We start from the raw sequence: 20585 nt of genomic DNA, 5'->3' as shown, positions 1-20585 counted from the left end.
GGTCTATCGTTTTACGAAGGGGGGCCAAGGTTGGTGTGTATATCCGTTGCTGCGGTAACGGCCACTGGCGGTTCCGCTCTTACAGCGGGTCACTTTTGGAAGAGCGCCAAAAGTAACCAAAAGCGCTTTGCCCCACCACTCGGCACCTCGCCTAGGCTCGGTGTGCCCTCACTCCGGCATTGCTCCGTGGGCCGCCGCGAAGGGCCATCCATGGCCCAGCGCGGCTATCCCGGCATCCATGCCGGGATGCCCACTCCTCAATGCCTGCGTTCGGCCAGCGTGGTTTAACGGGGCGCCCAGATCAAGATCAAGATCCAAAGCAAGAGCAAGAGCAAGAGCAAGAGCAAGAGCGGGGCACAGGCCGGCACTGATGTGGCTGAGCCACCGCTATCGCGAGCAAGCTCGCTCCCACATTGGATTTTCAGCAGACATAAAATTCATGCGCACCCAGTCCCCTTGTGGGAGCGAGCTTGCTCGCGATGGGGCCAGTACATTCAATCATCATCGACTGTAACGCCGCCTTCGCGAGCAAGCCCGCTCCACAGGGGAAACGCGGTCTCACCAAGAACCAGGTCGGCTACAAGGCCACCCCGTTTTGAAACGGATATCCCCCTAAACCCAAGCCCAAAAAAACGGCACTTCCCATTTCTGGGAAGCACCGCTTTTTCAAACTGCACAGCATCACCGCCAGTCAGGGCGCGTTTCTGCTGCACTTACCTGGGTGTTACTGAAACAACGACTCACTCGACAAACCGTTCTTCTCCAGGATCTCCCGCAAACGCTTGAGACCTTCAACCTGGATCTGCCTGACCCGCTCACGCGTCAATCCAATCTCCAGCCCGACATCTTCAAGCGTGCTGCTTTCGTGCCCCCGCAAGCCAAAGCGGCGAATCACCACTTCCCGTTGCTTGTCGGTCAACTCCGAGAGCCATTGGTCGATGCTCTGGGACAGGTCATCATCCTGAAGCAGTTCACACGGGTCAGTGGGCCGATCGTCCGTGAGGGTATCCAGCAAGGTTTTATCCGAGTCCGGCCCCAGGGAAACGTCCACCGAGGAAACCCGCTCGTTAAGCCCAAGCATGCGCTTGACCTCACCCACCGGTTTTTCCAGCAGGTTGGCGATTTCCTCAGGTGAAGGTTCATGATCGAGTTTCTGGGTCAACTCACGGGCAGCCCGCAGGTAGACGTTCAGTTCCTTGACCACATGAATCGGCAACCGGATCGTCCGGGTCTGGTTCATGATCGCCCGTTCGATGGTCTGGCGGATCCACCAGGTGGCGTAGGTCGAGAAACGGAAGCCGCGCTCAGGGTCGAATTTCTCGACGGCGCGAATCAGGCCCAGGTTGCCCTCTTCGATCAGGTCCAGCAGCGAAAGCCCGCGATTGACGTAGCGTCGAGCGATTTTCACCACCAGGCGCAGGTTGCTTTCAATCATGCGTTTTCGACCGGCCGGGTCACCACTTTGCGACAGCCGCGCAAAATGAACTTCTTCCTCGGGGGAGAGCAGTGGCGAGAAACCGATTTCGTTGAGGTACAGCTGAGTGGCGTCCAGCGCCCGGGTGTAATCGATGTACTTATGTTGTTTAAGTGAAGCGGAGTGTTTGGATTTGGCACGAACGGAAGGTGGAGTCGCCCCTTCATCATTCGACATCGAATCCATAGCGATGCCGGTCTCCATAAGGAGAACCTCATCGTCGATGTCAAACTCCGGCACTTCTTTACTGAGAGCCATTGTTATAGTCCTTTGGTGAGTTCGACCTCAAGCTCGAGCGACGCCTTTATCCTTGGCAACGCTGGAGCCTGTTCCCTCTACGTGACGGAACAGGCTGACAATCAAATCAACGACGTGGCAGGAATTGCAGCGGATCGACTGGTTTACCTTGCCGGCGAATCTCAAAATGCAGTTTCACCCGGTCTGTTCCCGTTGATCCCATTTCGGCAATTGTCTGTCCGACCTTGACCTGCTGCCCCTCCCGAACCAACAGCCTGCGGTTGTGACCGTAGGCACTGACGTAGGTATCGCTGTGTTTGATGATGACGAGTTCGCCGTAGCCCCTCAAACCACTCCCGGCGTACACAACCGTGCCATCAGACGCAGCTAAAACAGGCTGTCCCAAATCCCCGGCGATATCAATTCCTTTATTCAAACTACCGTTTGAAGAGAATTTTCCAATGAGAACGCCATTAGAAGGCCATCCCCAGCCTGTCGGGGCGGGGCCTGCGGGAGGCATCGGAACAGGGGTCGGTTTGCTCGCGACGGACGGTACTACAGCCGTTCCAGCCCCCGCTGGCCGGCGGATGACTGTGGTTTTGCTCGACGATGAAGGCGTCGAACCCGACTGCGTCACCACCGCGGTAGGCGTTGAACCGCTACGGCCATCGAAGCGAATCGTCTGACCGGGGTGAATCGTATAAGGCGCAGGAATGTTGTTCCGCGCCGCGAGGGCCTTGTAGTCCCAGCCGTAGCGAAAAGCGATGGAAAACAGCGTATCGCCGCGACGGACTACATATTGGCCGGTCGTTACCGTAGGACGTTGAGGTGTTGCGCTGTTGCGATCGACAACCCGGACATTGCTCGACGGCGTACTGGAACAACCGACCAGCAAAGTGCTCAAGACAAGGCCAGTCACCAGGCGCTGAAAGCTCGTGATACCCATACGCTGCGCAATGACTGTGAGACTCACCCGCCGCTCCCTTTGTGGTGGCTGAAAAATTGGAGGCTGCCTGTCCAGGCAGCGTTCATACAAATATAGCTGGCGACGACTGCGCCTCTATTAATGAAGCGCAATTCACCACCGCACACGTTTGCTCGACGCCATTGGGCTCTGTTCAGCGAATCGATACCGCTGTAAGACACAGGCGTTGCCACGGAATTCAGCGTCTGTATATAAATGCTCAGGCCAACGGTCCATTGAGTAACGGCACAAACCGCACCGCCCCCAAGACGTGTCGCGAAAAACCGTGTTCCTCGCGCACGATCAGCATCAGTTGCTGAACCTCGCCGGCACCCACCGGGATGACCAGCCGTCCACCGGGGGCGAGCTGATCCAACAGGGCTTGAGGCACGTCGGTGGCCACGGCGGTGACGATGATGCCGTTGTAGGGCGCCAAGGCCGGCCAACCTTCCCAGCCATCGCCCCAACGAAACACCACGTTGCGCAGGTTCAGCTCCACCAGGCGCTCCTTGGCGCGATCCTGCAGGACCTTGATCCGCTCCACGGAAAACACCCGCTCGACCAGTTGCGACAACACCGCCGTCTGGTAACCCGAACCGGTGCCGATCTCCATCACCTTGTCCAGCGGTCCCGCCTCCAGCAGCAACTCGCTCATGCGGGCCACCATGTACGGCTGGGAAATGGTCTGGTTGTGGCCAATCGGCAACGCCGTGTCTTCATAGGCGCGATGGGCCAGGGCTTCATCGACGAACAAATGACGCGGCGTGCGGCGGATCACCTCCAACACTTGGGCGTTGGACAGGCCTTCTTCGTAGAGACGCTGGATCAGTCGTTCACGGGTGCGCTGGGAGGTCATGCCGATTCCACGGCGCAGCATATCGTCTTGCTCACGAGCCATCAGCGCAGCCCCTCCAGCCAGCCATCGAGACTTCGGAAGGCATCGTTGAAGGTACGGTCGAGTTGCAACGGCGTGATCGAGACATAACCTTGCATCACCGCATGGAAATCAGTGCCCGGCCCGCCATCCTCGGCATCGCCGGCGGCGGCGATCCAGTAACCGGCCTTGCCGCGCGGGTCGACGACGTGCATCGGTTTGGCGGCGCGGGCACGATGGCCCAGGCGCGTGAGTTGGATGCCACGGATGTGATCGAGCGGCAGGTTGGGGATATTCACGTTCAGTACCGTGCGTGGCGGCAAGTCCAACTCGCCATGGGCTTCGACCAGTTTTCGGGCGAAGTAGGCGGCGGTCGGCAAGTTATCGACCTGCCGGGATACGAACGAAAAGGCGAACGACGGCTTTTCCAGGAAGCGACCTTCCAGGGCAGCGGCAACCGTGCCGGAATACAACACGTCATCCCCCAGGTTGGCCCCCAGGTTGATGCCCGAGGCCACCATGTCCGGCTCACGCTCCAGCAAGCCGTTGAGGCCCAGGTGCACGCAATCGGTCGGGGTGCCGTTGAGGCTGATGAAACCGTTGTCCAGATAGCAGGGATGCAAAGGACGGTCGAGCGTCAGCGAGCTGCTGGCGCCGCTTTTGTCCTGGTCCGGGGCGATGACCACGCACTCGGCAAAATCCGCCAGCGCAGCATAAAGCGCGGCAAGACCGGGTGCTGTCACCCCGTCGTCGTTAGAAATCAGAATACGCATGGGCTGTCCGTCTGCCCCACCGGCACCAGATCGACGAGTTCGCGCACCAAGACAGTGGCGAAACATCCGGCCGGCAGGACGAATTCCAGTTGCAGAATGTCAGGCTCGGGATAATGCCACGACAGCCCGCCAATGGGCAGTCGCAGGATGCGACGTTCGTGACTCATTCCCGCGTTTATCAACCAGTCGCGCAAATCCGCTTCGCCTTCGGCGATAGCCTGCTCCAACTCGAAGACCACGCCAGCGGCGGGCGAAGGTCCTTCGCCCCACTGGGGTCCGGTCGGGTGCAAGTCGAGAATCGCCAGGCGCGGATCGCTGCACTCAGCCTCCCCGGCGGGGAAGAAACTGCGGCTGTCGGTGAAGGCGAGTAGATCGCCTACCTGGGCACGCTGCCAGGTCCCGTCGACGACCCGCGCCGCCAGCACCCGGTTGAACAGGAAACTGCGGGCGGTGGACAACAGCCGCGAGCGCACATTGCGCTGTTCCGGCAACGCCTTGCGCGCGGCCCAGGCACGAGCATCGACGACATTGCCGCCGTCATGGCCGAAGCGCTGGGCGCCAAAATAGTTGGGGATGCCCTGACGGACAATCTGTTGCAGACGCGCGTCGATCGCCGCCACGTCGCCCTTGAATTGAGTCAGGCGCAAGGTAAAACCATTGGCCGAGTGCGCCCCCCTTTGCAGCTTGCGCCGATGGCGTGCGGTCTTGAGGATTTTCAGCGTGTCGTTCTCTGCCGCCGACAAGTCGGGATCGGCCTTGCCTGGCAATTGCACACTGAACCATTGGCGGGTCAGGGCCTGACGGTCCTTGAGCCCGGCATAGCTGACGGTGCGCAACGGCACACCGGCGGCCTTGGCGATTCGACGGGCGGCCTCTTCGGTATTCAAGCCGCGTTTTTCAACCCAGATCCACAAGTGTTCGCCATCGCCGGTCAACGGGATGTCGAGCACTTCATCGACCTGGAAATCTTCAGCGCTGGCCTTGAGTATTGCGCTGCCCAACGACTCGCCGTAGGCCCGCGGCCCCAACAATTCCAGTTCGGTCATGGGCGCAGCAACAAGGCAACGGAGTGGACGGCAATGCCTTCTTCGCGACCGACGAAACCCAGCTTCTCGGTGGTGGTGGCTTTCACGTTCACTTGGTCCAACTCAACTTGGAGATCCTCGGCGATCAACTGGCGCATCGCCTCGATATGCGGGGCCATTTTTGGAGCCTGGGCCACGATGGTGTTATCGACATTGCCGACTTTCCAGCCCTTGGCATGGATCAGCGCGACCACATGGCGCAACAGCACGCGGCTATCGGCACCCTTGAATTGCGGGTCGGTGTCGGGGAAGTGCTTGCCGATGTCACCCAGGGCTGCGGCACCGAGCAATGCATCGCTCAAGGCATGCAGCAGGACATCACCGTCAGAATGCGCGAGCAGCCCGAAGCCGTGTGCGATCCGCACGCCGCCCAGAGTAATGAAGTCGCCTTCAGCGAAACGGTGAACATCGTAGCCGTGGCCAATACGCATAAAAAAACGCCCCGATTTTTGTCAGGGCGTGATTCTACCTGCATTAGGCGTTTAGAGCGCGCGCATGATGCTGCAAGTGGTCGTCAATGAAGCTGGCGATGAAGAAGTAGCTGTGGTCATAGCCTGGTTGCAGGCGCAGCTCCAACGGATGATCGGCGGATTTGGCCGCCTGTTGCAACGCTTCGGGCTTGAGTTGGTTGGCCAGGAAATCATCGCGATCGCCCTGGTCTACCAGCAAAGGCAGCTTCTCCTGCGCCTCGGCAATCAATGCACAGGCATCCCATTCCCGCCATTTCGAGCGGTCTTCTCCCAGGTAACGGGAGAAAGCCTTCTGGCCCCATGGGCAATCCATCGGGTTGTTAATCGGCGAAAAAGCCGACACCGAACGGTAACGCCCCGGGTTGCGCAAGGCGCAGACCAGCGCACCGTGGCCGCCCATGGAGTGACCGCTGATGCCGCGTTTGTCCGAAGCCGGGAAATGCGCTTCGACCAGCGCCGGCAATTCCTGCACCACGTAGTCATGCATCCGATAGTGCCGCGCCCACGGATCCTGCGTGGCGTTCAGATAAAAACCTGCCCCCAGGCCGAAGTCCCAGGCATTGTCCGGGTCGCCGGGCACGTCGGCGCCACGAGGGCTGGTGTCCGGCGCGACAATGATCAGGCCCAGCTCGGCGGCCATGCGCTGGGCGCCGGCCTTTTGCATGAAGTTCTCGTCGGTGCAGGTCAGCCCGGACAGCCAATACAGCACCGGCAACTTGCCGCCCTGCTCGGCTTGCGGCGGCAGGTACACGGCAAACACCATGTCACAACCCAGCACATCGGAACGGTGCCGGTAACGCTTGTGCCAGCCGCCGAAGCTTTTCTGGCAAGAGATGTTTTCCAGACTCATGACCGACCTCAGAAATGGATTACGGTACGGATGCTCTTGCCTTCATGCATCAGGTCGAACGCCTTGTTGATATCTTCCAGGCCCATGGTGTGGGTGATGAAGGTATCCAGCGGGATCTCGCCCTTCTCGGCCATTTCCACGTAGCTTGGCAACTCGCTGCGACCACGCACGCCGCCAAAGGCCGAACCGCGCCAGACGCGCCCGGTTACCAACTGGAATGGACGGGTGGCGATTTCCTGGCCGGCCCCGGCCACGCCGATGATCACCGACTCGCCCCAACCTTTGTGGCAGCACTCCAGGGCGGCACGCATCAACTGGACATTGCCGATGCACTCGAAGGAAAAGTCCACGCCGCCGTCCGTCATGTCGACGATGACTTCCTGGATCGGACGGTCGAAGTCTTTCGGGTTGACGCAATCGGTGGCGCCCAGTTGCTTGGCGATTTCGAACTTGGCCGGGTTGATGTCAATGGCGATGATGCGCGCGGCCTTGGCCTTCGCGGCGCCGATCACGGCCGACAAGCCGATGCCGCCCAGGCCGAAGATCGCCACGGTGTCACCCGGCTTGACCTTGGCAGTGTTGAGCACCGCGCCGATGCCGGTGGTGACGCCACAACCCAGCAGGCAGACTTTTTCCAGCGGCGCTTCTTTTGGAATCTTGGCGACAGAGATTTCTGGCAGCACGGTGTATTCCGAAAAGGTCGAGGTGCCCATGTAGTGGAAAATCGTCTCGCCCTTGTAGGAAAAGCGCGAGGTGCCGTCCGGCATCAGGCCTTTGCCCTGGGTGGCGCGAATCGCCTGGCAGAGGTTGGTCTTGCCCGACTTGCAGAACTTGCACTGGCCGCACTCCGGCGTGTACAGCGGGATCACATGGTCACCCACCGCCACCGAGGTCACGCCTTCGCCGATGGCTTCGACAATGGCGCCGCCTTCATGGCCCAGGATCGACGGGAAGATTCCTTCCGGGTCGGCGCCCGACAAGGTGTAGGCATCGGTGTGGCAGACGCCGGAAGCCACCACGCGCAAGAGCACTTCGCCCGCCTTGGGCATGGCCACGTCGACTTCAACGATTTCCAGGGGTTTCTTGGCCTCGAAGGCAACGGCAGCGCGCGACTTGATCATCCGGATTCTCCAGCAAATAAAAACAAGACCGGGAGTGTAATCCTCCGCCGGACAATGAATAATCCAGCCAAAAGCAAAACATTATTGCTGCATAGGGATAATCCTGCATGTCTGATAACCGCTGGGAAGGCATCGACGAGTTTGTCGCCGTGGCCGAATGCAGCCAATTCACTGCCGCCGCCGAACGCCTCGGGGTGTCGTCTTCCCATATCAGTCGACAAATCGTACGGCTTGAAGAGCGTCTACAGACGCGCTTGCTCTACCGCAGTACCCGCCGCGTGACGCTGACCGAAGCCGGACAAACCTTTTTGCAGCATTGCCAGCGCCTGCAGGACGGACGCGAGGAAGCACTGCGAGCCGTCGGCGACCTGACCAGTGAGCCCAAGGGCATGCTGCGCATGACCTGTGCCGTGGCCTATGGCGAGCGGTTTATCGTGCCGCTGGTGACGCGGTTCATGGGGCTTTATCCGCAGCTGCGGGTCGACATCGAGCTGAGCAATCGCCCGCTGGATCTGGTGCATGAAGGCCTGGACCTGGCGATTCGCCTTGGCCGCTTGCAGGACTCGCGCCTGGTCGCCACGCGCCTGGCACCGCGACGCATGTACCTGTGCGCCTCACCCTCTTACCTGGAACGCTACGGCCGCCCCCATAGCGTGTCGGAGCTGAGCCGCCACAATTGCCTGATCGGCAGCTCCGACATCTGGCAACTGGAGCAGAACGGGCGGGAGTTTTCCCAGCGAGTCCAGGGAAACTGGCGCTGCAACAGTGGGCAAGCGGTGCTCGATGCAGCGCTGCAAGGGGTGGGCTTGTGCCAATTGCCGGACTATTACGTGCTGGAACATTTGCACAGTGGTGCGTTGATCTCGCTGCTGGAAGCGCATCAACCGCCGAATACGGCCGTCTGGGCGCTATATCCGCAGCAGCGGCACCTATCGCCCAAGGTGCGCAAGTTAGTGGATTATTTGAAGGGGGGGTTGGCTGAGCGGCCTGAATATCGGGGATGATTAGAGTTCTTCGTTGCCTGGGGTGACGTCATCGCGAGCAAGCTCGCTCCCACAGTGGACCGGTGTGAACACACGTCCATCATTCGACGATAAACCCTGTGGGAGCGAGCTTGCTCGCGATGGCGCCGGCCCAGACGATGACGATCCAATGAGCAAACAGATCCAGCTTAACGCCGATTCGCCCACCGCTGACGCAACCACTCCAGGTCTTCCGGCCGGGTGACCTTGATGTTATCCGAGCGCCCTTCGATCAACCGAGGCTCCTGCCCCGCCCATTCCATGGCAGAGGCTTCGTCGGTAATCACCGCATCCGCCACCAGGCTGTCGGCCAGGGCCCGATGCAAGGCACCGAGGCGGAACATCTGCGGCGTATAGGCTTGCCAGATCACGCTGCGATCAACGGTTTCCAGCACACGGCCATGCTTGTCGACGCGCTTGAGGGTGTCGCGCGCCGGGACGGCCAGCAGGCCGCCAACCGGGTCGTTCACCAACTCGCCAAGCAATGTGTCCAAGTCGTCCCGGGACAGGTTGGGCCGGGCGGCGTCGTGCACCAGCACCCAATCGAAATCATCGGCGCCCTGCTCGTGAAGATGCAACAAGGCATTGAGCACCGAATCCGAACGTTGCTCGCCACCGTCGACGCGCTGGATGCGTGTGTCGCTGGCACAGGCCAGGGTCGGCCAGTAAGGATCGTCGTGGGCAAGGCTGACCACCACACCCTTGACGGTGGGGTGATCGAGGAAACAGCCGAGGCTGTGTTCGAGAATTGTGCGTCCGCCCAACTGCAGGTATTGCTTGGGACGGTCGGCGGCCATCCGGGCACCAACGCCCGCGGCAGGAATCACGGCCCAGAAGGCCGGTAGACGAATGCTCATTGGGCCAACTGGTAGAGGGTTTCGCCCTCCTTGACCATGCCCAATTCATGACGAGCCCGCTCTTCAACGGTCTCCATGCCTTTTTTCAACTCGGTCACTTCGGCGTCCATCACCCGATTACGCTCCAGCAACGCCTCGTTCTCAGCGTGTTGATCGGCAATTTGCTGAGTCAGGTCGGCCACTTGCGCCAGGCTGCCATTACCCACCCACAGGCGGTACTGCAGGCCGGCCAGCAACAGGAGCAAGACAAGAAACAACCAATTGGGACTGCGCATCGAATATCAGGTATCCAGTGAAAAAAGACCGCCATGCCAAACTTTGAAGCGTCTGATAGCACGAAGCCTGGAGAACCCAGGCTTGTGCTTGATAAGGCATCAGGTTAGAGGCAAAACCGCCGTCATGGCGACCTTTACGACCTAACCCGCTGTCTTTTTACCATTTACCGCTTAACCGCGAAACTCGGCGCGACCGTTGTACTTGGCCTTGCCATTCAACTGCTCTTCGATACGCAGCAGTTGGTTGTACTTGGAAACGCGGTCGGAGCGGCACAGCGAACCGGTCTTGATCTGGCCTGCCGCGGTGCCCACGGCCAGGTCGGCAATGGTCGAATCTTCGGTTTCACCGGAGCGGTGGGAGATCACGGCGGTGTAGCCGGCAGCCTTGGCCATCTGGATGGCTTCCAGGGTTTCGGTCAGGGTGCCGATCTGGTTGAACTTGATCAGGATCGAGTTGGCGATCTTCTTGTCGATGCCTTCTTTCAGGATCTTGGTGTTGGTCACGAACAGGTCGTCACCCACCAGCTGGGTTTTCTCGCCGATCTTGTCGGTGAGGATTTTCCAGCCGGCCCAGTCGGACTCGTCCAGGCCGTCTTCGATGGAGATGATCGGGTAGCGTTCGGTCAGGCCCTTGAGGTAGTCGGCGAAACCTTCGGCGGTGAACACCTGGCCTTCGCCGGACAGGTTGTACTTGCCGTCTTCGTAGAACTCACTGGCGGCGCAGTCCAGGGCCAGGGTGACGTCGGTGCCCAGCTTGTAGCCAGCGTTGGCCACGGCTTCGGAGATCACTTTCAGCGCGTCTTCGTTGGACGCCAGGTTCGGTGCGAAACCGCCTTCGTCGCCAACGGCGGTGCTCAGGCCACGGGCTTTCAGCACGGCCTTGAGGTGATGGAAAATCTCGGTGCCCATGCGCAGGCCTTCGGAGAAGGTCTTGGCGCCAACCGGCTGCACCATGAATTCCTGGATGTCGACGTTGTTATCGGCATGCTCGCCGCCGTTGATGATGTTCATCATCGGCACCGGCATCGAATAGACACCTGGAGTACCGTTGAGGTTGGCGATGTGCGCGTACAGCGGCAGGTCCTGGTCCTGGGCGGCAGCCTTGGCGGCGGCCAGGGACACGGCGAGGATTGCGTTGGCACCCAGGGTGGCTTTGTTCTCGGTACCGTCGAGCTTGATCATCGCATGATCGAGGGCTTTCTGGTCGGCAGGGTCCTTGCCCAGCAACAGTTCGCGGATCGGACCGTTGATGTTGGCAACGGCCTTGAGCACGCCCTTGCCCAGGTAACGGCTCTTGTCGCCATCACGCAGCTCCAGCGCTTCGCGCGAGCCAGTGGAAGCACCGGACGGCGCGCATGCGCTGCCGATGATGCCGTTGTCGAGAAGCACGTCCGCTTCAACAGTGGGGTTGCCACGGGAGTCGAGAACTTCACGACCTTTGATGTCGACGATTTTTGCCATTGTTGTAAACACTCCAAAGTTGACTAGAACGTTGCAGAAAACGTGCTCGCTCTCAGTTGCGATTCAGTCAAGAGACCGAATGGGAGCGCTTCGCGCTCCAGCGGGAGCAAGCTCCCTCGCCACAAGAGCGCGGCTTGCCGGCGATGGAGGCCTCAGGGCACCATCGCTGGCAAGCCATGCTCCCACAAGAGCAGTGCGGCCAGCAGGCCAGAGCGATAATCGAGCGGTACTTTACCGGAGAAAACCGCGTTACGCGGTTTCTATCGTCGGAAAACCCTTGACCAGCTCATCCAGGGACTTGAGCTGAGACAGGAAAGGTTCCAGCTTGTTCAAGCGCAAGGCACAAGGGCCGTCGCACTTGGCGTTGTCCGGATCGGGGTGGGCCTCGAGGAACAGCCCTGCCAGGGACTGGCTGATACCGGCCTTGGCCAGGTCGGTGACCTGGGCGCGACGACCGCCAGCGGAGTCGGAACGACCACCAGGCATCTGCAACGCATGGGTCACGTCGAAGAACACCGGGTACTCGAACTGCTTCATGATGCCGAAGCCGAGCATGTCCACCACCAGGTTGTTGTAACCGAAGCTCGAACCACGCTCGCAGAGGATCAACTGGTCGTTGCCAGCCTCTTCGCACTTGCTCAGGATGTGTTTCATTTCCTGGGGCGCGAGGAACTGGGCCTTCTTGATATTGATCACCGCGCCGGTCTTGGCCATCGCGACCACCAGGTCGGTCTGGCGCGACAGGAAGGCCGGCAACTGGATGATGTCGCAGACCTCGGCGACGACCGCGGCCTGGGCAGGCTCGTGGACGTCGGTGATGATCGGCACGCCGAAGGCCTGCTTGATGTCCTGGAAGATTCGCATGCCTTCTTCCAGGCCCGGGCCACGGTAGGACGTCACGGACGAGCGGTTGGCCTTGTCGAAACTGGCCTTGAACACATAAGGGATCCCCAGTTTCTGGGTGACCTTCACGTACTCCTCGCAGACCTGCATCGCCATGTCGCGGCTTTCCAGTACGTTCATGCCGCCGAACAGCACCATGGGCTTGTCGTTGGCAATCTCGATATCGCCGACGCGGATGATTTTCTGGGCCATCGTCTTATGCCTTTTTCTGGTGTTGAGCCAAAGCGGCCTTCACGAAACCGCTGAACAACGGATGACCGTCCCGTGGTGTCGAGGTGAACTCGGGGTGGAACTGGCAGGCGACGAACCATGGATGGTCCGGGGACTCGACCACTTCCACCAGCGCGCCGTCACCGGAACGACCGGAAATCTTCAGGCCGGCCTCGATCAGTTGTGGCAGCAGGTTGTTGTTCACTTCGTAGCGATGACGGTGACGCTCGACGATCACATCCTTGGCGTAGCAATCGTGCACCTTGGAGCCGGCTTCGAGCAGGCACTCCTGGGCACCGAGACGCATGGTGCCGCCCAGGTCCGAACTTTCGGTACGCACTTCCACGGCGCCGGTGGCATCTTCCCACTCGGTGATCAGGCCGACGACCGGATGGCCGCTGGCGCGATCGAATTCGGTGGAGTTGGCGTCTTTCCAGCCCAGCACGTTACGGGCGAACTCGATGACCGCCACTTGCATGCCCAGGCAGATCCCCAGGTAAGGCACCTTGTTTTCACGAGCGTATTGCACGGCGGTGATCTTGCCTTCCACGCCCCGCAGGCCGAAGCCGCCCGGCACGAGGATCGCATCGGCGCCTTCGAGCAGGCCGGTGCCCTGGTTCTCGATGTCTTCGGAATCGATGTAGCGCAGGTTGACCTTGGTGCGGTTGCTGATACCGGCGTGACTCATCGCTTCGATCAGCGACTTATAGGCGTCCAGCAGCTCCATGTACTTGCCGACCATGGCGATGGTGACTTCGTGTTCCGGATTGAGCTTGGCATCGACCACGGCGTCCCATTCGGACAGGTCGGCACCGGCACATTGCAGGCCGAAACGCTCGACGACGAAGTCGTCCAGGCCTTGGGAATGCAGGATGCCCGGGATCTTGTAGATGGTGTCGGCGTCTTCCAGGCCGATGACCGCGCGCTCTTCGACGTTGGTGAACTGGGCGATCTTGCGGCGCGAAGAAATGTCGATCGGGTGATCGGAGCGGCAGATCAGCACGTCCGGCTGCAGGCCGATGGAACGCAGTTCCTTGACGGAATGCTGGGTAGGCTTGGTCTTGGTTTCGCCGGCGGTGGCGATGTACGGCACCAGTGTCAGGTGCATCAGCATCGCGCGCTTGGCGCCGATTTCGAAACGCAACTGGCGGATGGCTTCGAGGAACGGCTGGGACTCGATATCGCCCACGGTACCGCCGATTTCCACCATCGCCACGTCGGCGTCGCCGGCACCCTTGATGATGCGGCGCTTGATTTCGTCGGTGATGTGCGGGATGACCTGGATGGTCGCGCCCAGGTAGTCACCACGACGTTCCTTGCGCAGCACGTGTTCGTAGACACGGCCGGTGGTGAAGTTGTTGTTCTGGGTCATGGTCGTGCGGATGAACCGCTCGTAGTGGCCCAGGTCCAGGTCGGTCTCGGCGCCGTCGTGGGTGACGAACACTTCACCGTGCTGGAACGGGCTCATGGTGCCCGGGTCGACGTTGATGTACGGGTCCAGCTTGAGCATGGTGACCTTAAGTCCCCGCGCCTCCAGGATGGCCGCCAATGAAGCCGAGGCAATGCCTTTCCCCAATGAAGAAACAACACCGCCCGTGACGAATATGTAGCGCGTCATGAAAAACCCTAGAAGTCTGCGTTAAAGCGGTCCGAGCCGCCGGGGAAAGCGAAGGAAGGCCGAAGCCCCCGATCACCTGCATTAATCACAGTGCACCTTTCAAAAAAACCGCCGCGTTGGGACAGACCGGAAGTGAAATCACCGGTACGTTGCTCGCTACACATTTTTTGGAATCGCCCAGCAAAGACTGCTTGGTAATCGGCAACTCCTGCAATTCAGGCGAATCCACAGAAGTTGTATCAAGAAGGGAGCGTAGTCTACCGGAAAGCCCCTTTCAGCTCAAACCCAGATCTTGGTTTCCTGGCGTCCAGATCAATTGCCAACTGCCATCAGCCTGTGCATCGAGGCCGGCCAGGTTGGCCACCGCCAGCAATTGCTCGCCCTGATAGAGCAGCGGCAATCGGTCGCGAACGAACGCCGGCACGCCCTTTTCGTTGAGCAAACGCTTGAGATCACGATGACCACGGCCAGGTAGCACCATCACTTCGCCGCCTTGACGATAGCGCACGCTAAGCGGTCCCGCAGGCGGCTTGCCGTTGAGCACCAGCTGACCATTGCCCGGCAAGCGCAGCGCAACCGTCGGATCCGCCCAGTCGACGGCGCCTGGCGGCGAGGATAGCCAATGGTCGGATAACCACCAGACCCGCCCGCCGGCCCGGTGCAACTCGCCGCCGGCCAGGCGCCAGACTGGCCGGGCATCGTCCGCGGCATCGCGCAACGAATCCCAGCTCGCCCAGTGATCGCTGTCGGGCAGCAGGGTCAGCGGCGCCAGCCAGTGGCTCAAGGCATTGCGCTGACGGGCCGGCGACAACGCCCGCAAAGGCGCCAGCGCCAGGGATTGCAACCCAAGCCAGTCGAACGCACACGGGGTGGCGGCCTGGGCCAGGTCGATCCGCGCCAAGTCGTCCAGCAAGCCTTGGGCCTCGCCCATGTGCGCTGCGCTGCGAGCCAGGGTTGACGAGGCTTGCGGCCAGTGCTCGGCCAGCATCGGAAAAACCCGCTGGCGCAGGTAATTGCGCGCGTACCGGTGATCGTCATTGGACGGGTCGTCGATCCAGCTCAAGCCTTGCTGCGCCGCATAGGCTTCCAGCTCCACGCGGGACACATCGAGCAACGGCCGCAGCAGATGCCCCTGGCCCAATGGACGTTGCCGTGGCATCGCCGCCAGCCCCCTCACCCCCGCCCCCCGCAGCAGGCGAAACAATAGAGTCTCTGCCTGATCATCACGATGTTGGGCGGTGAGCAGCACTTCATGGCTGCCGATCGCCGCGACGAAGGCGGCGTAACGCGCCTCACGGGCGGCGCGCTCGACACTGGCGCCGGGACGCACGTGTACATGCACCACGTCCAATGGCACGCCCAGGGCCGCACAGACCGAACGGCAATGCTCCGGCCACGCATCGGCCACAGCCTGAAGGCCGTGATGCACATGGATGGCGCTCAGCGCGGGCAAGGCGTGGTGTTGCGAAAGGGTCGCGAGCAGGTGCAACAGGACGGTGGAGTCGAGGCCACCGGAGAAGGCGATGCGCCAGGTAGCGGCGTTGCGCCAGGGGGATAACTGTGTGAGGAGCCGGGTTGGCAGATCAATCCTGAGCTGATTCATGGAAACTGGCCTTCACACAATCAAATGTGGGAGCGAGCTTGCTCGCGATGGCGGCGTATCAGTCAACTTATCGGTTGAATGTTAAACCGTTATCGCGAGCAAGCTCGCTCCCACACAGGGTACAGCGTTCGATCAGAGACCGTAGCTCATCAACCGCTCATAGCGACGGGTCAGCAACGCGTCGTTGTCGAACTTCTTGAGCATCGACAGCTGCGAACTCAGCTCCGCACGGATCAGTGCAGCGGCTGCGGCTGGGTCGCGATGGGCGCCGCCCACTGGCTCGTTGATCACTTTATCAACGATGCCCAGCCCCTTGAGACGCTCGGCGGTAATGCCCATGGCTTCGGCGGCATCCGGCGCCTTCTCGGCGGTTTTCCACAGGATCGAGGCGCAGCCTTCCGGCGAGATCACCGCGTAAGTGGAGTATTGCAGCATGTTCAGCTGGTCGCAGACACCGATGGCCAACGCACCGCCGGAACCGCCCTCGCCAATCACGGTGGCAATGATCGGGGTTTTCAGCCGCGCCATGACGCGCAGGTTCCAGGCAATCGCTTCGCTCTGGTTGCGCTCTTCGGCATCGATGCCTGGGTAGGCACCCGGGGTGTCGATGAAAGTCAGGATCGGCATCTTGAAGCGCTCGGCCATTTCCATCAGGCGGCACGCCTTGCGGTAGCCTTCCGGACGCGGCATGCCGAAGTTGCGGCGTACCTTCTCACGCACTTCGCGACCTTTCTGATGACCGATGACCATCACCGGCTGGTCGTCCAGGCGAGCAACGCCGCCGACGATCGCGGCGTCGTCGGAGAAGTGACGGTCGCCGTGCAGCTCATCGAACTCGGTGAAGATGTGGTCGATGTAGTCCAGGGTGTAGGGACGACGAGGGTGCCGCGCCAGGCGGGCAATCTGCCAACTGGTGAGCTTGCCGAAGATGTCTTCGGTCAGCGTGCGGCTTTTGTCCTGCAGACGAGAGATTTCATCGCCGATATTCAGCGAATTGTCATTACCGACCAAGCGCAACTCTTCGATCTTGGCTTGCAGGTCGGCGATCGGCTGTTCGAAATCTAGAAAATTCGGGTTCATAGGCGTCCGTCTAGGGTCGACGTCCAAGAGAGCTTGGGCCGGCCGGTTGTCTATTCGCGCCTACCTTAAGGGAGAGGCGCGTTCAGGTCGAGATTAAAAATTCGGGTCGAGATCAGGGGCTTTCCGCTTTCAACAGTGGCCCCTGGCCGTCAACGGTATTGGAGGAAGACGTTGTCTTTGCCGAACTGGTCACGCAAGGCTTGAATCAACGCATCCGCCGGATCGATCCGCCAGCCTTCGCCGAACTGCAGCACGGCCTTGGCATCGGGGCGTACGTACTCCATGGTGATCGGGCAAGCACCGCGATGGCGCTTGAACAACTCGCCCAACCAGCGTAGCTGATCGCCCTTCAGATCCTGGGTCTGCAACTTCAGGCGCAGGCTCTCGGCCAGGTTGGTGCGGGCATCCTCCATGCTCATCACCCGCTTGACCCGCAGCCGCAGGCCACCGGAGAAGTCATCGTTACTGACCTCGCCTTCCACCACCACCATCGCGTCGGTCTGCAACAACGACTGCGCCGAATGGAACGCATCGGCGAACAGTGACGCCTCGATACGCCCGGAGCGGTCGTCGAGGGTGATGAAGCCCATCTTGTCGCCCTTTTTGTTCTTCATCACCCGCAGGGCGATGATCATGCCGGCGACGGTCTGGGTGTCGCGCGCCGGCTTGAGGTCAATGATGCGCTGGCGGGCGAAGCGGCGGATCTCGCCTTCGTATTCGTCGATCGGGTGACCGGTCAGGTACAGGCCCAGGGTGTCTTTTTCACCCTTGAGACGTTCCTTGAGCGTCAGTTCCTTGGCCTTGCGATGGTTGCCGTAGACGTCGGCGTCTTCCTCGACGAACAGCCCGCCAAACAGGTCGGCGTGGCCGCTGTCGTGGGTACGAGCGGTCTGTTCGGCGGCCTTGATCGCTTCTTCCATCGCCGCCAGCAACACCGCGCGGTTGCGGTCGATGTTGGCCTGGTAGGCCTTCGGCTCGTCGTGGAAGTAAGGGCCCAGCCGGTCCAGGGCACCACTGCGGATCAAACCGTCGAGGGTGCGTTTGTTGATGCGCTTGAGGTCAACCCGCGCGCAGAAATCGAACAGGTCCTTGAACGGCCCATCCTGGCGCGCTTCGGTGATGGCTTCCACCGGCCCCTCGCCCACGCCCTTGATCGCGCCGAGGCCATAGATGATCCGGCCCTCGTCATTCACCGTGAACTTGAACTCCGAAGCGTTCACGTCCGGCGCGTCGAGGCGCAGCTTCATGGTCCGCACTTCTTCGATCAAGGTCACGACCTTGTCGGTGTTGTGCATATCCGCCGACAGTACCGCCGCCATGAACGGCGCCGGGTAATGCGCTTTCAGCCACGCGGTCTGGTACGACACCAGGCCATAGGCGGCGGAGTGGGATTTGTTGAAGCCGTAGCCGGCGAATTTTTCCACCAGGTCGAAAATGTTACCGGCCAGGTCAGGGTCGATGCCGTTGGTCGCGCAACCTTCAATGAAACCGCCGCGCTGCTTGGCCATTTCCTCGGGCTTTTTCTTACCCATGGCCCGGCGCAGCATGTCCGCGCCGCCGAGGGTGTACCCGGCCATGACCTGGGCAATCTGCATCACCTGTTCCTGATACAGGATGATGCCGTAGGTCGGTGCCAACACCGGTTTCAAGCCTTCGTACTGATAATCCGAGTGCGGGTAGGCCAGCTCGGCGCGACCGTGCTTACGGTTGATGAAGTCATCCACCATGCCCGATTGCAGGGGCCCCGGACGGAACAGGGCCACCAGTGCGATCAGGTCTTCCAGGCAGTCGGGCTTGAGCTTTTTGATCAGCTCCTTCATGCCCCGGGATTCAAGCTGGAACACCGCCGTGGTTTCGGCTTTTTGCAGCAGGCTGTAGGTCGGTTTGTCATCCAGCGGGATGAAAGCAATGTCCAGCGGTTCTTCGCCGACCTTGGCCCGGTCGCGGTTGATGGTCTTCAGCGCCCAGTCAATGATCGTCAGGGTCCGCAGGCCGAGGAAGTCGAACTTCACCAGGCCTGCCGCCTCGACGTCGTCCTTGTCGAACTGGGTCACCAGGCCGTCGCCTTCTTCGTCGCAATAGATCGGCGAGAAGTCCGTCAGCTTCGTCGGCGCGATCACCACGCCACCGGCGTGCTTACCGACGTTACGCACCACGCCTTCGAGCTTGCGGGCCATCTCCCAGATTTCCGCGGCCTCTTCGTCGACCTTGATGAAGTCCCGCAGGATTTCTTCCTGCTCGTAGGCTTTCTCCAGGGTCATGCCGACTTCGAACGGGATCATCTTCGACAGGCGATCCGCCAGGCCGTAGGACTTGCCCTGCACCCGCGCCACGTCACGCACCACCGCCTTGGCGGCCATGGAACCGAAGGTGATGATCTGGCTCACCGCGTTGCGGCCGTACTTCTCGGCCACGTAGTCGATCACGCGGTCGCGACCTTCCATGCAGAAGTCGACGTCGAAGTCGGGCATGGAGACCCGTTCCGGGTTGAGGAAACGTTCGAACAGCAGGTCATATTCCAGCGGGTCGAGGTCGGTGATCTTTTGCACGTAGGCCACCAGGGACCCGGCACCCGATCCACGGCCAGGACCCACCGGCACGCCGTTGTTCTTGGCCCACTGGATGAAGTCCATCACGATCAGGAAGTAACCGGGGAAGCCCATCTGGATGATGATATCCAGTTCGAAATTCAACCGATCGACATAGACCTGGCGCTTGGCTTCGTAGTCTTCGGTGGTGTCCTTGGGCAACAGGACGCTAAGGCGCTCTTCGAGACCGTCGAAGGACACCTTGCGGAAATATTCATCGATGGTCATGCCATCGGGAATCGGGAAGTTGGGCAGGAAGTGCTTGCCCAGCTTCACTTCGATGTTGCAGCGCTTGGCGATCTCGACGGTGTTTTCCAGCGCCTCGGGCAGGTCGCTGAACAACTCGGCCATTTCCTCGGCGCTCTTGAGGTATTGCTGATTGCTGTAGTTCTTTGACCGACGCGGGTCGTCGAGGGCGCGGCCCTCACCGATGCAAACCCGTGTTTCGTGGGCTTCGAAATCTTCCTGCTTGATGAACCGCACATCGTTGGTCGCCACCAGCGGCGCGCCGATCTTGTCGGCCAGGGCCACGGCGGCGTGCAGGTGTTCTTCGTCATTGGGGCGGTTGGTGCGCTGCACTTCGATGTAGAAGCGATCCGGGAACACCGCCATCCAGTCGCGGGCCAGGGTCTCGGCTTCCTCGGGGTTGCCGCTGAGCAGGGCCAGGCCGATTTCACCTTCCTTGGCCGCGGACAGCATGATCAGCCCTTCGCTGGCCTCGGCCACCCACTCGCGCTCGATGATGATCGAGCCGTTGCGCTGGCCGTCGATAAAGCCGCGGGAGATCAACTCGGTGAGGTTGCGATAACCAAGGGCGTTCATCACCAACAGGCTGATCCGGCTCAGCGGCGCGTCCGGGTCCTTGTTCGACAGCCACAGGTCCGCGCCACAGATCGGCTTGATCCCGGCGCCCATGGCAGCCTTGTAGAACTTGACCAGCGAACACATGTTGTTCTGGTCGGTGACCGCCACGGCAGGCATGTTCATGCCCACCAGGGTCTTGACCAGGGGCTTGATCCGCACCAGACCGTCGACCAGGGAGTATTCAGTGTGCAGGCGTAGATGAACGAATGAAGCCGGCATAGTGATCCTGCGTTAAGTCATGAAAACAACAAGGCCC

General features: G+C 60.8%; 17 protein-coding genes. 1 reads left to right on the top strand and 16 read right to left on the bottom strand.

What is annotated here, in order from left to right; translation table 11 throughout:
- Positions 1–724 precede the first annotated feature (724 nt).
- The 8 genes from rpoS to ACLH0I_RS06635 all read right to left on the bottom strand — a co-directional run bounded on the left by rpoS (position 725) and on the right by ACLH0I_RS06635 (position 7848).
- Positions 725–1732 carry an RNA polymerase sigma factor RpoS gene (rpoS, locus tag ACLH0I_RS06670; RefSeq protein ID WP_003198289.1) on the bottom strand — a complete coding sequence of 336 codons (1008 nt, stop codon included), beginning with the start codon at positions 1730–1732 and terminating at the stop codon, positions 725–727.
- A 106-nt stretch (positions 1733–1838) separates the two neighbouring features.
- On the bottom strand, positions 1839–2684 hold the full coding sequence (locus ACLH0I_RS06665) for a peptidoglycan DD-metalloendopeptidase family protein (RefSeq protein WP_250965180.1): 846 nt from the start codon (positions 2682–2684) through the stop codon (positions 1839–1841).
- A 211-nt stretch (positions 2685–2895) separates the two neighbouring features.
- Complete coding sequence (locus ACLH0I_RS06660; protein WP_170862085.1) at positions 2896–3531, bottom strand: protein-L-isoaspartate(D-aspartate) O-methyltransferase; 636 nt, start codon at positions 3529–3531, stop codon at positions 2896–2898.
- A 41-nt stretch (positions 3532–3572) separates the two neighbouring features.
- Positions 3573–4322: a 5'/3'-nucleotidase SurE gene (surE, locus tag ACLH0I_RS06655; RefSeq protein ID WP_186705514.1), complete on the bottom strand. Its 750-nt coding sequence runs from the start codon at positions 4320–4322 to the stop codon at positions 3573–3575.
- A complete protein-coding gene (gene truD, locus ACLH0I_RS06650) occupies positions 4310–5368 on the bottom strand; it encodes a tRNA pseudouridine(13) synthase TruD (RefSeq protein WP_411386615.1) in 1059 nt (352 codons plus the stop codon). Before truD ends, surE begins: the two co-directional genes overlap by 13 nt.
- Complete coding sequence (gene ispF / locus ACLH0I_RS06645) at positions 5365–5838, bottom strand: 2-C-methyl-D-erythritol 2,4-cyclodiphosphate synthase (protein WP_057451684.1); 474 nt, start codon at positions 5836–5838, stop codon at positions 5365–5367. Before ispF ends, truD begins: the two co-directional genes overlap by 4 nt.
- A 43-nt stretch (positions 5839–5881) precedes the next feature.
- Positions 5882–6727: an S-formylglutathione hydrolase gene (gene fghA, locus ACLH0I_RS06640; RefSeq protein ID WP_250965184.1), complete on the bottom strand. Its 846-nt coding sequence runs from the start codon at positions 6725–6727 to the stop codon at positions 5882–5884.
- 8 nt (positions 6728–6735) lie between these two features.
- Positions 6736–7848, bottom strand: a complete 1113-nt coding sequence (locus ACLH0I_RS06635; protein WP_411386614.1) for an S-(hydroxymethyl)glutathione dehydrogenase/class III alcohol dehydrogenase — start codon at positions 7846–7848, stop codon at positions 6736–6738.
- Between the two features lie 107 nt (positions 7849–7955).
- On the opposite strand from ACLH0I_RS06635, the gene ACLH0I_RS06630 reads away from it, so the two are divergent.
- On the top strand, positions 7956–8852 hold the full coding sequence (locus ACLH0I_RS06630) for a LysR substrate-binding domain-containing protein (RefSeq protein WP_186705509.1): 897 nt from the start codon (positions 7956–7958) through the stop codon (positions 8850–8852).
- A gap of 167 nt (positions 8853–9019) precedes the next feature.
- On the opposite strand, the gene ispD is transcribed toward ACLH0I_RS06630, so the two are convergent.
- The 8 genes from ispD to dnaE all read right to left on the bottom strand — a co-directional run bounded on the left by ispD (position 9020) and on the right by dnaE (position 20548).
- A complete protein-coding gene (gene ispD / locus ACLH0I_RS06625) occupies positions 9020–9727 on the bottom strand; it encodes a 2-C-methyl-D-erythritol 4-phosphate cytidylyltransferase (RefSeq protein WP_411386613.1) in 708 nt (235 codons plus the stop codon).
- A complete protein-coding gene (gene ftsB, locus ACLH0I_RS06620; protein ID WP_003184873.1) occupies positions 9724–10002 on the bottom strand; it encodes a cell division protein FtsB in 279 nt (92 codons plus the stop codon). The genes ispD and ftsB overlap by 4 nt, the downstream gene beginning before the upstream one ends.
- Positions 10003–10173: 171 nt before the next feature.
- Entirely contained in the window at positions 10174–11463 is a 1290-nt protein-coding gene (gene eno / locus ACLH0I_RS06615; protein ID WP_013692387.1) for a phosphopyruvate hydratase, read from the bottom strand.
- Positions 11464–11712: 249 nt separating this feature from the next.
- Positions 11713–12558 carry a 3-deoxy-8-phosphooctulonate synthase gene (kdsA, locus tag ACLH0I_RS06610; protein WP_053118876.1) on the bottom strand — a complete coding sequence of 282 codons (846 nt, stop codon included), beginning with the start codon at positions 12556–12558 and terminating at the stop codon, positions 11713–11715.
- 4 nt (positions 12559–12562) lie between these two features.
- On the bottom strand, positions 12563–14194 hold the full coding sequence (locus ACLH0I_RS06605) for a CTP synthase (RefSeq protein WP_003184880.1): 1632 nt from the start codon (positions 14192–14194) through the stop codon (positions 12563–12565).
- A gap of 274 nt (positions 14195–14468) precedes the next feature.
- The gene (gene tilS / locus ACLH0I_RS06600; RefSeq protein WP_411386612.1) at positions 14469–15797 is read right to left on the bottom strand and encodes a tRNA lysidine(34) synthetase TilS; all 1329 of its coding nucleotides are present in this window, start codon (positions 15795–15797) and stop codon (positions 14469–14471) included.
- 132 nt (positions 15798–15929) lie between these two features.
- Positions 15930–16877, bottom strand: a complete 948-nt coding sequence (locus ACLH0I_RS06595; protein WP_053182408.1) for an acetyl-CoA carboxylase carboxyltransferase subunit alpha — start codon at positions 16875–16877, stop codon at positions 15930–15932.
- Between the two features lie 149 nt (positions 16878–17026).
- Positions 17027–20548 (bottom strand): DNA polymerase III subunit alpha, encoded by a 3522-nt coding sequence (dnaE, locus tag ACLH0I_RS06590; protein WP_411386611.1) that lies wholly within the window; start codon positions 20546–20548, stop codon positions 17027–17029.
- Positions 20549–20585 lie beyond the last annotated feature (37 nt).

Origin of the sequence: Pseudomonas sp. MPB03, from assembly GCF_046605385.1 — a bacterium.
Taxonomy (GTDB): Bacteria; Pseudomonadota; Gammaproteobacteria; order Pseudomonadales; family Pseudomonadaceae; genus Aquipseudomonas; species Aquipseudomonas zanjanensis.
This window is presented reverse-complemented; position numbering and strand designations above follow the sequence as displayed.